The 13,730-nt window shown below is 69.4% G+C and carries 16 protein-coding genes; 5 read left to right on the top strand and 11 right to left on the bottom strand.

The window, feature by feature from the left end:
• Nucleotides 1-508: 508 nt before the first annotated feature.
• Genes ACR807_RS06665 through ACR807_RS06650 form a run of 4 tightly spaced genes read right to left on the bottom strand, consistent with a single transcriptional unit; the run spans nucleotide 509 to nucleotide 1,735 of the window.
• Nucleotides 509-931 carry an Imm1 family immunity protein gene (locus ACR807_RS06665; protein ID WP_438920327.1) on the bottom strand — a complete coding sequence of 141 codons (423 nt, stop codon included), beginning with the start codon at nucleotides 929-931 and terminating at the stop codon, nucleotides 509-511.
• A complete protein-coding gene (locus tag ACR807_RS06660; RefSeq protein WP_438920326.1) occupies nucleotides 919-1,029 on the bottom strand; it encodes a hypothetical protein in 111 nt (36 codons plus the stop codon). Before ACR807_RS06660 ends, ACR807_RS06665 begins: the two co-directional genes overlap by 13 nt.
• Nucleotides 1,030-1,043: 14 nt before the next feature.
• The gene (locus ACR807_RS06655) at nucleotides 1,044-1,340 is read right to left on the bottom strand and encodes a DddA-like double-stranded DNA deaminase toxin (protein ID WP_438920325.1); all 297 of its coding nucleotides are present in this window, start codon (nucleotides 1,338-1,340) and stop codon (nucleotides 1,044-1,046) included.
• Nucleotides 1,337-1,735: a hypothetical protein gene (locus ACR807_RS06650; RefSeq protein ID WP_438920324.1), complete on the bottom strand. Its 399-nt coding sequence runs from the start codon at nucleotides 1,733-1,735 to the stop codon at nucleotides 1,337-1,339. Before ACR807_RS06650 ends, ACR807_RS06655 begins: the two co-directional genes overlap by 4 nt.
• 243 nt (nucleotides 1,736-1,978) lie before the next feature.
• Here ACR807_RS06650 and ACR807_RS06645 point away from each other — a divergent pair, with 243 nt between their 5' ends.
• Together ACR807_RS06645 and ACR807_RS06640 are read left to right on the top strand one after the other, a co-directional pair.
• Nucleotides 1,979-2,866, top strand: coding sequence for an IS5 family transposase (locus ACR807_RS06645; RefSeq protein WP_438920323.1), 888 nt, complete (start codon nucleotides 1,979-1,981; stop codon nucleotides 2,864-2,866).
• A 42-nt stretch (nucleotides 2,867-2,908) separates the two neighbouring features.
• Complete coding sequence (locus ACR807_RS06640; protein WP_438920322.1) at nucleotides 2,909-3,136, top strand: helix-turn-helix domain-containing protein; 228 nt, start codon at nucleotides 2,909-2,911, stop codon at nucleotides 3,134-3,136.
• Between the two features lie 126 nt (nucleotides 3,137-3,262).
• On the opposite strand, the gene ACR807_RS06635 is transcribed toward ACR807_RS06640, so the two are convergent.
• The 6 genes from ACR807_RS06635 to ACR807_RS06610 all read right to left on the bottom strand — a co-directional run bounded on the left by ACR807_RS06635 (nucleotide 3,263) and on the right by ACR807_RS06610 (nucleotide 11,515).
• Nucleotides 3,263-3,448 (bottom strand): hypothetical protein, encoded by a 186-nt coding sequence (locus tag ACR807_RS06635; protein ID WP_438920321.1) that lies wholly within the window; start codon nucleotides 3,446-3,448, stop codon nucleotides 3,263-3,265.
• Nucleotides 3,449-3,624: 176 nt separating this feature from the next.
• On the bottom strand, nucleotides 3,625-4,947 hold the full coding sequence (locus tag ACR807_RS06630) for a Wadjet anti-phage system protein JetD domain-containing protein (protein ID WP_438920320.1): 1,323 nt from the start codon (nucleotides 4,945-4,947) through the stop codon (nucleotides 3,625-3,627).
• Nucleotides 4,947-8,573 carry an ATP-binding protein gene (locus ACR807_RS06625; RefSeq protein ID WP_438920319.1) on the bottom strand — a complete coding sequence of 1,209 codons (3,627 nt, stop codon included), beginning with the start codon at nucleotides 8,571-8,573 and terminating at the stop codon, nucleotides 4,947-4,949. The genes ACR807_RS06630 and ACR807_RS06625 overlap by 1 nt, the downstream gene beginning before the upstream one ends.
• Nucleotides 8,570-9,421, bottom strand: a complete 852-nt coding sequence (locus tag ACR807_RS06620) for a DUF4194 domain-containing protein (protein WP_438920318.1) — start codon at nucleotides 9,419-9,421, stop codon at nucleotides 8,570-8,572. Before ACR807_RS06620 ends, ACR807_RS06625 begins: the two co-directional genes overlap by 4 nt.
• A complete protein-coding gene (locus ACR807_RS06615) occupies nucleotides 9,418-10,995 on the bottom strand; it encodes a DUF3375 domain-containing protein (protein WP_438920317.1) in 1,578 nt (525 codons plus the stop codon). The genes ACR807_RS06620 and ACR807_RS06615 overlap by 4 nt, the downstream gene beginning before the upstream one ends.
• A 265-nt stretch (nucleotides 10,996-11,260) precedes the next feature.
• On the bottom strand, nucleotides 11,261-11,515 hold the full coding sequence (locus tag ACR807_RS06610; RefSeq protein WP_438920316.1) for an AfsR/SARP family transcriptional regulator: 255 nt from the start codon (nucleotides 11,513-11,515) through the stop codon (nucleotides 11,261-11,263).
• An 11-nt stretch (nucleotides 11,516-11,526) separates the two neighbouring features.
• On the opposite strand from ACR807_RS06610, the gene ACR807_RS06605 reads away from it, so the two are divergent.
• Entirely contained in the window at nucleotides 11,527-12,183 is a 657-nt protein-coding gene (locus ACR807_RS06605; RefSeq protein ID WP_438920315.1) for an MFS transporter, read from the top strand.
• A 372-nt stretch (nucleotides 12,184-12,555) separates the two neighbouring features.
• Here ACR807_RS06605 and ACR807_RS06600 read toward each other — a convergent pair whose 3' ends face one another.
• Nucleotides 12,556-12,828 (bottom strand): hypothetical protein, encoded by a 273-nt coding sequence (locus ACR807_RS06600; RefSeq protein ID WP_438920314.1) that lies wholly within the window; start codon nucleotides 12,826-12,828, stop codon nucleotides 12,556-12,558.
• A gap of 26 nt (nucleotides 12,829-12,854) precedes the next feature.
• Between ACR807_RS06600 and ACR807_RS06595 the strand changes: the two genes are divergently transcribed.
• Together ACR807_RS06595 and ACR807_RS06590 are read left to right on the top strand one after the other, a co-directional pair.
• On the top strand, nucleotides 12,855-13,034 hold the full coding sequence (locus ACR807_RS06595) for a hypothetical protein (RefSeq protein WP_438920313.1): 180 nt from the start codon (nucleotides 12,855-12,857) through the stop codon (nucleotides 13,032-13,034).
• A gap of 311 nt (nucleotides 13,035-13,345) precedes the next feature.
• Nucleotides 13,346-13,730, top strand: a 385-nt coding sequence (locus ACR807_RS06590; protein WP_438920312.1) for a hypothetical protein, incomplete at its 3' end; no start/stop codon positions are given.

The following is a 13,730-nucleotide window of genomic DNA, read 5'->3' as shown; positions in this document are numbered from 1 at the left end:
AGGTACACCTGCCGCTCGTCATCCACGATGTCGTGCTCCCCGCGCGAGCGAGGATGGTCCGGTCCCGTCCCGCCGGCCGCGCCGGCAAGTCTTCCCCGCGCGAGCAGGGATGGTCCGCCGCCGGACGAGTGCGAGTACGGGCCATGCAGGTCTTCCCCGCGCGAGCGGGTGGTCCCTGTCGCAGGCGCAGATCGCCACGTGGCGCCAGGTGCTCCCCGTGCGAGCGGGGATGGTCCCCGTCTACGGCCACACCCTTTCCGAAGGCGACGACGCAATTCGGATGGCACTGACCACCCGGCAGGCCGCACTGACTCCAAGTGGTTCGGCCACAGTGCGGCATGTGCGCGCGGTGGCGTCGGCGGACGCGGCAGCCGCCTGAACGGCGCCGAGAACACCGCGAAACCGTCACGGTGCCCTGGGAATGTCCGGGGCCCGATTCGCACGTTTCGCGGCCGCTGGGCGGTTGACGTACCGGTGGGCTCGGCAACCGTCCGGCGGCCCTGCCGGGTCACCACCAGTCCGGGGCGGCCCGCCAGTCGGACACAGTGGGGCGTTCACCTCCGGTGGTCATGAACTCGTGTGCGGCTCGGCGCACCACGTCCAGCGGGATCTCGGAATCGGCCGGGTACTCGGTATCCGAATTCATCAGGTAGTACAGGATCGGTTCGTCCGCACTCCAGTCGGGGCCGGGGGCCTGCGAGCTGAACCACTTCTGTCCGCCCCCGGAGTAGTACAGCGCGCCCCGTCCGGCCCGACCGTGGAGCCCGACGTTGAAGTTCGCGCGGCCGGAGTTTTCGACCACGTACAGGTCCACGAGGATGCGGCCTTCCCGCGCGGCCACGATGTCCAACACGGCGTCCAGCTCGGCCGGAGTGCGGACGATCACGGAGGCGTCCTGTTCCTCGTCGTACCAGACCTCTAGGTCCACCACGGCTGTGCTCCTCCTGTATAGCGGGTGCGGGTGCGCATCCCTTTGGTGTTGATCCCGTACACGGTCAGTGTGGCCCCGTCCGGAAGGAGGATCGGCACTAGGGTGTCGCAGTTCAGCTTTCCTTACATACCACATGGTTGAGCACTACCGTGGCGTGTCTGATCCCGTTTGCGGTCATGTGCGCGGCCAGCTTCATTTCAACGTCGCCAGCTCGGGCCGTGCCCTCCGCCCATCCTTTTTCCGTCAGCTGTTCGTTCACGAGCTTGGAACGGGCGTCGCGTCCGCTGATGATCTGCTGGACCTGACCGTCCGGGCCGATCCACCGGCCGTGCGTCCTCTGTCCTGTTCCGGGCTCCACAGGCGGGGGCAGTTCACGCCGTAGCGCCTCGATCCGTTCAGGTGGGATCACGGGCGGGTCGTCGAGTTCGACCTGGCGGGCCGGGGGTCGTTGCGGCGACGGCGCCGGGGGTGGCTGCGCCGGGGGCCGTGCGGGCCGCTGGGCGGCCAGCGCAGGGTCGGGAGTGCCCCTCCAGCCGTTAGGCTGGCCGCGTAGCTCTCGGCGGCTTTCACGGCCTCGTTGAGCAGCGGCCAGTAGTGGCCTTTGCACGCGTCCACCACCTGGGTGAACGCGGCCAGCACCTGTTCCCCGTCCGCTCCGAGATGACGCGCGCCCTCCAGCGTGCGGCTCAGGATGTCGTGTGCCTCCTGAGCCAGGTCTTCCGCCTGTTCGAGCGCGGTCCGCGCCTGCCCGCCCTTTGTGCACGCGGCCCGGACCTGTACGGCCACGTCCCTGGTTAACGCCACGCCCGCCCCTTTCCCTGCGGCGTGAGCGTGGCACAAGGCACCGACAGTCACCGGACGACACGCACCGTTCCGGACTTGCCCACTTGCGGAGGCACGGGAAGTAGCGGGCAAGTGGCGTGATTTGTCGAATTGACAGTAAGTGCCCGTTTCCGAGCTTGGTCGCGCGGAGGGGCTTTGGTGCGCAGACAGGGGAACTCCTGGTAGATCGGACGGTGTCTATGCGCCGTTCCACCAGGAGTTCCGTTGTTATCGTGCCCGATCCCCGCGGGCGGTGTCACCGCGGGTTCCCCATGCTGTCGCCTGGCCGCCTCCCACCAGCCCACTCGACGGACAAGGCGGTACCCCACCGACGTCACCGACGCCCAGTGGGCCGAGCTCGACCCGCTGCTGCCCGATCCGGCGTGCCTGGCCGGTCGCGGCGGGCGGTGGGAGAAGCACTGCCGTCGGGTGATCGTGGACGCGATCCTCTACGTGGTCGACAACGGCATCAAGTGGCGGGCTCTGCCGACGGACTTCCCGCCGTGGCCCACGGTCTACAAGCGCTTCGCACTGTGGGAGAAGGCCGGTGCTTCACAGCGGCTGCTCGACGCGTTGCGTGACCGCGTCCGTCTGGTGGAGGGCCGGGTGGCGGCGCCGTCGGCGGCGGTCATGGACTCGCAGTCGGTGCGCGCCGCCGAGACCGTCGGCCGGGCCACCCGCGGCTGGGACGGCGGCAAGAAGGTCGCCGGCCGCAAGCGCCACATCGTCGTGGACACCCTGGGCCTGCTGGTGGCCGTGTTGGTCACCCCGGCCTCGACGCAGGACCGGGTCGCCGCGCGCAGCCTGCTGCGCCGGATGCGGGACACCGCCGGGAAACGGGCCACGCTGGTGTGGGCCGACGGCGGCTACACCGGACCCCTGATCGACTGGGCTCGCACGACACTTCGCCTGGTGGTGGAGATCGTCCAACGTCCGCAGGTGCCGTACTTCACCGTGCTGCCCAGAAGATGGGTGGTCGAACGCAGTCTGGCCTGGATCACCGGACATCGCCGCTGCGTCCGCGACTACGAACGACTACCCCACCACCACGAGGCCATGGTCCGCTGGTCCATGATCCGCATCACCACCCGCCGACTCACCCAACCCCAATAGCTCGGAAACGGGCACTAAGCGATTGCCTGCAGGTTGACGTGCATGGTCGAGCTTGAGAGTGCGTACCGGTTGTCTCCTGCGGAGCAGGAGGTGCTGCGCCTGCGGGTGGTCGCGGCGCTGGAGGCCAGGCAGGTGGAGGGCTACAGGCGGGCGGCGGAGGTGTTCGGGGTCTCCGTTCGGTCGGTGGGCACCTGGTGGCGCGCCTACCGGCAGCAGGCTGCGACGGCCTGGCGGTATGACCGGGTCGACGGCAGGGATCGGCCGAGCTGATCAGCTCCGAGACCGGGGCATGCTGTTCACGGCGATGACCGACTACACCTTGGAGGAGTTGCTGATCGGCGGCCCTCTGTGGATCAGCCTGGCGATGGTCGAGTTGATCGTCTGGCTGGACGAGGACTACCCGGCGATCGAGGCACGCGCCAAGGCCGAGGGCGTGGCGATCGCCTGGTTCGACCAGTACGAATCGCGCTCCGCCGCCGCGACGCCCGGCCGGTTTTGGGCGCCCGAGGGCGACGCTGCTGCAGACATGACGACACCGGTAACCGGAAGGCCACCGTGCACCCAGTGCGCTTCCATGGTCATCCGCCCACCCCCGCACATCCTCAACCCCGGTGACGGGTATCCGCGTCGGCCGCTGTCGTTCGAACGTCGGGTATGCACCGCACGGGCTATGGCGAAGTCGCACGTACTCACAGCGCGTGTGCCGTCCTCCAGCGAGGTCGCCCGCACCTCGGCCGTCGGTCCGTTTGACCGGATTGCTACTGGTCTGTGTCCGTGTGCGCGACCGCGCGCACGGTTTCGAGTGCGATGTGCAGCGGGATGCGTTCCTGTTCGACGCGTCGGTGTCGTGTCCACTGTGGCGAGCACAGGTCTTCGTAGAGGGCTCGTTCGGCCGCGGACAGGTGTGGGGTCGGGCGTGGGTCGCGAGGTGGCAGTGGTGTGCCGCGCCGGTCGACGTGGGTGCCGTACCGCTCCCACCTGTCGTAGGAGACGCGGTCCATGAGCAGTGAGCGGGCCGGTACGCCGGCGGCGCGGAACCCGTCGAGGATTTCGAAGCCGTCGGGGTCCAGGTCTCCCCAGTAGAACACCGCCTCGGCTTCGGTGATCCAGGGGAAGGAGGCAGCGGTGGCACCGCCGCGGCCGCTGCCCTCGACCGCGACGCCGGAGGGCACGGGCGGGAAGTGGACTGCGGTGTCCTTGTTCTCGCTGATGACGATCAGCCGCGGAGTGTAGGGCAGCGGCAGGTGGTCGCCCACGGTGGCGCAGTCGTGCCGTCTGCCGCCGGTGGCGAGGTGGTGGGGGTCGAGGTAGGTGAAGTGCAGGCGGGGTGGATGTGCCGGCAGCAGGTCGAGGTCGTCGAGTCCGGTCAGGTTGCGCAGCAATGCGTGGCGTGTGTCGAGCCATTTGGCGTGCAGGCCTTCGATCGGCACCTGCCGCGGGGTCAGCGGTTGCGGACGGCCGGTTTCGGCGCGGCCGGTTTCGGCGCGGGCGGTTTCGGCGCGGGCGGCGAACCAGTCCGCGGCGCGGCACAGCAGGTCGAAGTCCACGGGCTCGTAATCGAGGACCTGCCGCAGCGCACCGGCCGGTGACACCAGCCGCGGGTAGTGGTCGATCAGGCCGCGGGCCCGGGTCCGCGCCGACTCCAGCACGTGCTGCCGGCCGGTGAGGCGGGTGGCAGTGTCGATGTCCTCGACGTGCAGGTGGGTGGGTAGTTCCTGTTCGGTGCCGTGCACGCGGCGAGAACGCCACAGCAGTGTCACCTCGTGTCGGTCGGCCCATTCCCGCCAGTCGCGCACCAAGGACACGATCTGGCCGAACGTCGAGGCCAGCAGTTCGGCGGAGGGTTGTCCCAGCGGGAAGGCGTGCGGCCACGCCTGCGTGGCCTGCGCGCGCTCCCCGGTCCGGGAGGGAGGGGCGTCCGTGCCAGTTGGGGAGATGCCGCATTCGGCCAGCACCACCTCCGGCCAGGTGCGGGTCAGGCGGCGCCGCACGTCCTGCAGGACGAGCTCGGGCGTCTTGATCCCCGCGACGAGCGCATCGTCGGTGCCGGTGCGGACCGAGGTGGAGGTTCGGCGTGCCATCAGTCGATGACCTGTCCGACCGGGCGGTCGCGATGCGCCCGTGCGGTGGCAGGCGGGTCCGCCAGCCCGGCGGTGCGTTCGTCCGCCGAGGGTGCCAGGGCGGCCACGGCGTTGCGGAATGCCTGCCGGTCGGTGATCGGGTGCAGGAAGGAGTAGTGCGTGCGGGTGTTCTTGGTGATGGCGAGCAGTTCGTTCATGTGCGGTTCCAGGCCGGTGACCTTATCCAGGGGTGCGCTGATGACCAGTTGGAACCCCAGGCCCTGCCATGCGCGTACCGCGCGGCCGGCGAACTCGGCGTCGGACTTGATGAAGCCCTCGTCGAGGAAGACGGGGGCGAAGCGGGGGCGTTCGCGCAGTTCGTCGCCGAGGCGGAATCGCAGGGCCGCGCCGACGATGAAGGCGATCAGCTCCTGGGACTCGCCTCCCGACTTGCCGCCCAGCGAGGCGTGCTTCGAGATCAGGCGTTCGGTCTCGGTCTCGTAGCACTCGGCGGTGATCGTGACGTGTTTGCGCACGTCGAGCAGTTGGTCGCGGTCACGGCCAACGGCCTGGGTGCCTGTGGCGGCGCGGGCGGTCGCCAGGCCGCGCGGGTCGTCCTTGGTGCGGATCTGGTGCATGAACGCCTGCAGGTCCTTGAAGCGCTTCTCCAGTGCCTCGTCGCTGAACTGCTTGGTCGCCGTCGAGGACAGTCGTGACAGTTCGCGGCGGAACGCGGTGACGTGTTCGAAGCGCTGGCGTCTCATCCTGATGCGCAGGCGGTTGGCGTTCGCGCCGAACGGCAGACTGCGCAGGATGGTGTTGATCGGTTCCAGGCGCCGTTCGATCTCCTCGATCGCGTCCCCCATCGAGTGGGCCAGGGGCACCAGGTCCTCGCCCGACCAGTCGGTGAGCCGGCGGCGCCACTCGTTGCGGCGTTCGTGCAGGCCGGTGGCCTGGATGCCGTCGTGGACGCGTTCGTAGTCTGCGTAGGAGGCCAGCGTCCTGCCGAGGTTGGGATCTTCCCAGATCCGCTGGTACTGCTCGAACCGGTCCTCGATGTGCCGGGTCAGGGCGTTGACCTGTTGCCTGGCGTGGTCCAGCCGTGACACCAGCCGTTTGTGCAGCGCGGCGAGACCGGTCGTGAAGTGGTCCAGGTCGACGACCCGCTCCCCCGTGGTCGCGGTGAACTCGCGGTCCAGGTGGGCGGCCTGCTCCTCGGTGAGCACGACCCGCTGTTGTCGCTGCAGCCGCAACAGTTCCCCGTTCACCTGTTCTTGCCTGGCCGCCAGGGACCGCCCCTGCTCGGCCAGTTCCTCCTCCCGCGTCTCGCGGGTGATCTCCTCGCGCAGCGCCTTGTCCCGCAGGGTGGTCAGTGACTCGATGTGTGCCTGCAAGGCGCGCAGGCGGTCGTCACCGTTGAGGATGCTGTCCTGTTCTGCCCGCAGCCGGGCGATGAGCTCGTCGGATCCGGGCACGTCGATGTCGTCCCAGCGGACCCGGGTGACCGCTTCGCAGGCGCTCGCGCGTGCCCGCAGGGTGGACTGCTCGGTTTCAACCGCGCCGATGCGGGTGGTCACCGACTTCAGGGCCGTGTCGGTCTCGCCGAGCTGGGTGTCGATGGCGGTGAGGGTGTCGGCGTTGGAGAAGCCGATGATGTTGTGCTGGTCGGATCGCCCGTGCGAGCCGCGCCAGCCCTGTCGGGTCTGCCCTGCCGGCGTCACCCGGTAGCCGTGGCCGGCCAGGTCGGCGGCGGTCGGCACGCACAGCGCGTTGCGGGAGGCGTCGGTGACGTGCTCGAACACCCACGAGGTGAACGGGGAGTCCTTGAACTGCAGTTTCCCGGCCACCCGGTCGCGGTCGACCGAGGCTGTCCGGGCGGGGTCCCACGGCCCCACGGGCGCCCCTTGGAAGGTGATGCGTCCCGACAGGTGCAGTGGGTCGATGGCGCGGGAGAACCTCTCCAGCCGATCGGCGGGTACCAGCAGCAACCGCGCACTGGACCCGAGCACGGTCTCGATGGCGGTGCGCCACTGCTGTTGCCCGTCGACGACGTCGACGAGCTCGGCCAGGAACGGCAGTTCCCCGTGGGCGAAGCCCGCCGCGTCGGCGACCTGGCGGCGCAGGGCGTCGAGCCACGGCGGGACACGCCCGGCTCGTCCGGCATAGGAGGCGCGGTCCTCGCGCAGCCGCGTGCGGTGCCGCAGCAGATCGTGCTCCTCCTGCTTGAGCCGGTCACGGCGCTGCTGCAACCCGGCGGCGGTGGCGTCCACGGCGGTCAGGAACGCCGTGGACGCCTCGTGCAGGGTGTCGTAGTCCTGCCGGGAGCCCAGGCCGCCGGCCAGGTGTGCGTCCAGGGCGGAGATCGCACCGGCGAGGGTTGCCCGCCGGGTGTCGCGGTCACGGCGACGAGCGGTCTCCTCCTCGATGTCCAGGCCGATCTGACGCAGCCTGCCGCCCCCAGCCGCGTCGTGCCTGACCTGTGCCGCGGTCAACTCGCGCTCCTGTTCGGAGCGGATCCGCCGGGCGTCGGCCAGGGCCTTACCGGCCTGGGCACAGCGTGCGGTGTTGGACTGCACGGCCTCGGCGAGCAGTTCCCGCTCGGTGCGCAGCGCCCACAACCCGACGGGCGAATCCTGTCCGAGGGCGAGTCCCAGGGTGTCGATGAGCCCGACCTCTGTCCGGGCCCGCTCCAGGTCCGCCCACCACTGCTTGATCGGCGCGAGCAACTCCGCCTTCTGCTGCTCGACGCGCATGGTCAGGTAGGCGTCCTCCAGGGCGTTGAAGTGTTCGACCGCCCGGTCGGCGTCGTCGTAGGTGCCGGGTCGTTCGAGCACCATCTCCTTGTACAGCTCGTCCACGGTCCGGATCTGCTGGCCTGCCTGCACGCGCGCCAACAGCCGCAGGGCCTTGCCGCCGTCGCCGTTGGCGCCGATGCCCAGGCGGGTGAACAACGTCTGGGAGAACGACGAGTAGCTCTCGTGGTGGCGGGTTCCCGGGACTGTCGCTTTGACCTGGGCCGGGGGGAACGGCGGCCGCAGGGCGGCCAACGGCGCGAACTCCGCGAGGTTGACCACGCCGTCGAAGGTGAACATCCGGCACAGCACATCCGGCGAGCGGGTGACCCTGGCTCCGGCGTAGTAGAGCCGGAAGGCGGTGAAGCGCCTGCCGTGGTCGTCGACGAAGGTGGCACCGACCGCCGCCCAGGTGTCGGTGCCGTCCCCGCGCAGCACCTTGGCCCGATCCTGCCCGTCGTCGCCCTCGGTCGTGTCGATCTGGCCGCGCAGGTAGGACAGGACGTTGCGTTGCTCGGCCGAGCGGGCCCTGCCGCGCACCGCGTCGTTGGAGGCGCCGTTGAACGGTGTGTCCGACGGTTGCAACAGCGCCAGCCACGCGTCCTGGATGGTCGACTTCCCGGTCCCCGACGCACCCGACATCAGAGTCGAGTCGCGGTCAAGGTCGATGGCCTGGCGGCCTTCGAACCCGCCCCAGTTGACCAACTGGATCGTCTCCAGACGATGTTGCACCGTAGTAGCCGCGGTGTCGACGGGCACCACTCTCTCGCCGGTACCCGGCTGACTGCCCGCGGGAAGTGACATGCGCACGGACGTCTTCAAGTCGCCGAGGTCGAGGGTCATGTCGTCGGTCATCGCAGACCTTCCACTACTGTGCCGTCGTCGCCCTGCCCGGCGGTATGGACGGGTTGTCCGGAAGCGTCGGGGACGGGTTGCCCGGTGCCGTTCTGCTGCCGCAACCAGGCCAGCAGCTCCGTCAGCCTCGCCAGCGGCATGACGACCTCGACCGCCCTGGCGATCTCGAACCGCTGCCCCGCCTTGCGACCGATCAGCAGCCCGGTCCGGTAGATCCGCTCCAGCGCGCGTTCCACCCTGCCGCGGTCGGCGGCCTCGTCGGTGGCGTGCGGGGGACGGAACCGGGCGACGTAGTCGTGCACGTCCTCACGGTCGATGAAGACGCGTCCGTTGCCCGCCGCCTGCTCGGTGTGGCACCGCAGGCGCAGGCACACCAGCACGATGGTCTCCTCGCGCGTCCACGCCTGGTCGTGGAACAGGGTCGGGAACCGGCGGCCACCGCCCTCCGGGCTCGCCTGCCTGGTGAACGCCACCTCGCGCTGGAGATCCAGTTCCAGGACCATGAACATGTCGTTGAGCCGGGACCGGATGGGCCTGGGGTTGCCGACGAGCATCCGCCAGTCCCGCGGGTGGGTCTGAGCGCTGATGAACGGTTCCTTGACCAGGTGCACCAGCACTTGCCGCTGTGCGAGCAGCAGCCCACCCTCATCCCCTTCGAACAGCGACAACGTCGAGGTGGGCTCCCGGTCCTCCCCGTCGTCCTCCAGGTCGGGAAACTGCTCACCCAGACGCGCGTCGTCCTCCGCACGGGCGGCGTCGTCCCCACCCATGTCGGGTGGCACCGGTGTGTCCGATGTGAAGCGGGTCATCGTGCCGGTCGGGTCATCCGTGCCGTCGTCGATCGTCATCGGTGTCCACCGGCCTCGTCGTGGTCATGGGCGAGCCCGCCGGTACTCCCGTCCGGGGCGGCACCTCCGGCTGTGGAAACTTGGGGAGCTGCGGCGTGGATATCGACCGCGTCGGTTCCGGCGACCGGGACGACCCTCGGCGCGACCAGCACCCTGCGGGTGCCGTCGGGGCGCACCGTCACGTACGGCTCGTGGTCTTCGGTCACGACCAGCTTGTCGGTGTTCGTCGCCAGGTGCAGCACACCAAAGATCTCCACCGGCCGGCGCAGCGCGTCGGGAAGACCACCGAACAGCTCCCCCGCCGACGCGGGACCACCGGGGACCTCCAGATGCGTCAGCCACGACTTCAACGCCTCCAGTGACGGGCCCCCTTGCATCATCAACTCCTGCATCGACACCGTGTCCGGTCGATGCCCGCTCACGTCGGCCAGCGGTGGCGGCGGCGCGGTGACCTCGGTGTCGTGAAACCGCTCGCGCAGCAACACCACGTCGATCTCCGACGGCAACAGCGGCACGGGCACCTTGGCCTTGGCACCGGCAGTCCGCATCCAGGTGTCGATCTCCGTCTCCAGCGCCCGCAACGTCGCATTCACTTCACGATCACGGGACCGGTCGTAGGTGGTGATGAACTCCTTCAACGCCGACGTCGCCCGTGCGCGCTCCACGATCACCCTGCTCATGCCGCGACTGATCATCGACACCGTGCCGCGCAGACCGGCCCGATCCGCATCGGTGAGGATCTCCCCCGCCAGCGGGTGGGCCAGCAAGTCGGCGATGTCCTCCCTCAACTGCTCGACCAACCCCTGGTCGCGCAGCAGGTCGAACGCGCCCTTGAACGCACGACCCTCCGGCGTTGCTTCCTCCAGGGTGTCGGCGCGCCGCAGGTACTCGTCCACGATCTCCCCCGCCGGTCGCTCCTCGGCCCGCAGCGCCACGGTGATGTGGTCCCGAAGCGTGGTGAACGACTCCGACACCCTGGCGAAGTCCGAGGGCAGCCCGGCCACCAGTTCGGTCAACTCGGCGAAACCCTGCAGCATGTAGTCGGCGCCGACCTCAGGCATGTCGCCACCGGCCAGCAGCCGGTCGCGTTCAGCGGTCAGGCGCGCGATCTCCGCGTCCAGGATCCCCACCCGGGCGGCGCGGTCAGGGTTGGCCACCCGGTTGAAGCGCCGGACCTGCTCCAGGATGGTGGCGATGCGGTGCTCGGACAGCGTGGCGCGCTCCCTGGTCAGCTGCTCGACCAGGCGCAGCGCGTCCTGCGCGTGCGAGGTCAGCGAGTACCGCTCCGTGCCGTCCTCGGCAAGCGAACGGATCAGCCACTGGTCGGCGACCCACCTGCGGCACAGGTCACGGCCGGAACCGACCGGGACGTCCTTGCCCGCCAGCCCGGCCAACCGCAGCTCGTCGAGGCAGGCGTCGACCAAGTCGTGCAGCCGCGCGGCGGGAACCGCCGGTGCCTCACGCGAGAACGCCGACCGGAACACCGCGATCACCGTGGCCGCGTGCGTCCGGTGCAGCAGTGCCAACGTGGGCTGCTCGAACGCGCCCCCGACCCGTGCGCGATCAGCAACCACACCCGACACCACGCACCTCCGGCCACGGCTTGGACCTGGTTCCGCCAAGCCGGCGGCCAGCATCGACGGCCGCGCGTTCCGCACCGTTGCCGTCCTGATCACCTATCGGCCGGGACAACCGGGATTGTTACTGCATATGCCGAAAGCACACATCCCGATACAGAGGCACACTAAACGAGCATTGCTCATAAAATGAGTCGGGCGGACTACGTCGGTCGTAGTCCGATCACGCACCGACTACGCGCATTCTCGCCGGCAGGAGCTTTCAGGCACCAGTCAACCGGGCGAAGGTCCCAGCGCCGCGCAGCCGGGACAGGTAGCTATGCAAGACGGTACGGGCGCGCAGCGGCGGGTTCTCGCCCCAGACCCGGTCGACCAGGCGGTCGACTGGCACGACCCGGTCGGCGTCGACCAGCAGGGCCACCAGGACACAGCGCTGCCGGGAAGGGCCCGGGTCCACCGGCTCGCCGTTGACCCGGACCTCCAGGTCGCCGAGGAACCGGAATTCGAGCCGGGACACCGCCACCATCCTTGTCCATCCCCGGCACTGGAGTAGCGCATCCCGCCGGGGGAAATCAAGGCTTACCCGGCATTCGCGCACGTCCGGTCGGCCACGGAGTCGGCGACGCTGCGGGCAAGCGGTGCCTCGTCGGCTACCGGCCATGTCGTGCACCTACATCATCGGCGAAGCACTCGCCGCCCCCCTACGCGGCCCACCTCAACGGCGGGCCGGTCGCGGTCGGCATGCTCTTCGCCGCCTACTCCATCGGCGCCGCAGCAGCCTCCCTCGCCGTCGCCGCCCTGCCCGACCCCCTTCAGCACCGGCTCATGCCACTGCTGGCCAGCGGCACCGGCGTGCCACTCCCCGATTGTCTGGCCGACCCACCACTACCGGTGGTCGTGGCGTTGTTCGCCCTCTCTGGCGCTGCTTCCGGCTATCACGTCGTGGCCAACCCCAGCTTTATGCTGCGCGCACCCGACACGCACCGAGGCCAAACCGTCGGCTTCGCCATCACCACCATGCAGGCCACCCAAGGCGCAGGTGTTGCCCCCGGCGGCTTGGCCACCGAAGTCCTGGCACCGCATCTCACTACCGCCGCCGCCGGAGCCGTCGGCGTCCTGGCGGCAACAGCCCTGGCAACACGGTGGCGAGCACTCCACCACCCGGACATGACCTCGCCGGCATGAATCCCGGCTACCACGAGTAGCGCCGGATGCCGCGATGCGAGGGCGTAGGTCTGTCGAATCAATTCGACCGCTCACAACCTCGTCGGTGGGGCGTGCACACTCTGCGGCACCGCAGGCCGGTGGAGCAAGCCACGAAAAGATGTGGCTTGCTCCACCGGCCCGACGGCACCGCCTGGCGAGTGCGCCCCACCGACAAGGTGGCTTCACCGACCGGTCTGTCCACATCACGTGAATATCGGATGATCCGGGAAGGTCGACCGTCCGACTCGCCGGACCAGCGGCCATGAGCCATCGAATCGCGTCAACCGGGCATTCCGTATCCACCTCACCCGGAGAAAATCCGTGTCGCCCACACAGTCCGCCAGGATCGCCTCACCCGACATCATCGAATCCATTACCGCCGTCGTCGACTACAACTGGGCCGCCGAGCAGGCCGACTACCAGGAGCAGGAGCCGGAGAGCCGTTCGGGTCACGTCTTCGAGGCTCTGACCGTCCTTCGAGAGTGGCTCAACGCGCCTGCCAATCTCATCATGCTCCAGGAGACCGTAGGCACCGACCAGGTGCGCATGCGCTACACCCTGGTCCGCTTCTACCGCCGCAGCGACTACACCATCTTCCGGGTCCGCATCGAGCGCAACAGCCACCAACGGCAGTCCTTCGCCGTGGCCAGGTGCTCACCGCCTCCCGCGAGTGGTCGAACGTCGTGGACAACGACCCGTCGCACCGGCACGACAGCACCTCGCTGTACGGCGACAAGGGCACCGGCACCCACTCCGAGCCCGGCTTCGACACGCTGCGCCGCCTCACCGACGCCTTGGCCTGCGAGGCGGCGTTGATCGTTCCCACGTGACCGATGCCACGCGGCCGACTGCCGCATCACCGTCTGATCGTGCAGTCCGCGCACGACACAGCGGATCTTCACCCCCCTTGCCTCGCGACGCCCGGCGCTTCGGCGGGGCCGCCGCGCACGCTGCACCCCCCACCGGGTCGAACGGCAAAGCCACTGGAAGGACACCTGCGGGTTTGCCCCTTCTCCGGTCATCGGCGCCGGGCGAGCGCATCCCGCCGAACCGCAGACGCGGCACGCACGACCCAAGCGGATCTGTCGATCAAGCGCTTCGGGTACTGCCGCTGGATCACAGCAGTCAAGGAGAACCCCACATGAGCGCGGAAATCTTCATCACCTACACCGAAGGCACGGACGTGCAGGCCGCGTTCCGGTCGGCCGTCGAGCAGGCTCAGTACGACCACGGCCACGCCGGCGGCACCGGAACGATCGCCGAGAAGGACGACTACATCGTCATCGACGACACCCCACAGCCGGAACGCGACGCCGAAGCCCTGGCGCGCACCCTGATCGAGAACAGGGACAGCAGGATCGACAACCCCTGGGGACCGGCCGGTGCCCTCGCCGTGCGCGACGGCCTGCGCACCCTGACCGGTCTCCCCGTTCCCACCCGCGCCGACGGCTACCCGGATGAGAGGACGACGGCACTGACCGCGATCGAGGGTTGTCTCGCCGACGGTAGGAGCGGCTGCGGGCCGA

This window comes from Saccharothrix sabaoui, assembly GCF_051756985.1.
In the GTDB taxonomy this organism is placed as follows: domain Bacteria; phylum Actinomycetota; class Actinomycetes; order Mycobacteriales; family Pseudonocardiaceae; genus Actinosynnema.
The sequence above is the reverse complement of the archived record's forward strand: the minus strand, read 5'-3'. Positions and strand labels throughout refer to the sequence as shown.

What these genes read in the sequence shown, in the direction of transcription:
- ACR807_RS06625 (WP_438920319.1), bottom strand. Translation starts at nt 8,573, where the DNA reads ATGACCGACGACATGACCCTCGACCTCGGCGACTTGAAGACGTCCGTG.
- ACR807_RS06640 (WP_438920322.1), top strand. Translation starts at nt 2,909, where the DNA reads ATGGTCGAGCTTGAGAGTGCGTACCGGTTGTCTCCTGCGGAGCAGGAG.
- ACR807_RS06630 (WP_438920320.1), bottom strand. Translation starts at nt 4,947, where the DNA reads ATGGCACGCCGAACCTCCACCTCGGTCCGCACCGGCACCGACGATGCG.
- ACR807_RS06620 (WP_438920318.1), bottom strand. Translation starts at nt 9,421, where the DNA reads ATGACGATCGACGACGGCACGGATGACCCGACCGGCACGATGACCCGC.
- ACR807_RS06635 (WP_438920321.1), bottom strand. Translation starts at nt 3,448, where the DNA reads ATGACCATGGAAGCGCACTGGGTGCACGGTGGCCTTCCGGTTACCGGT.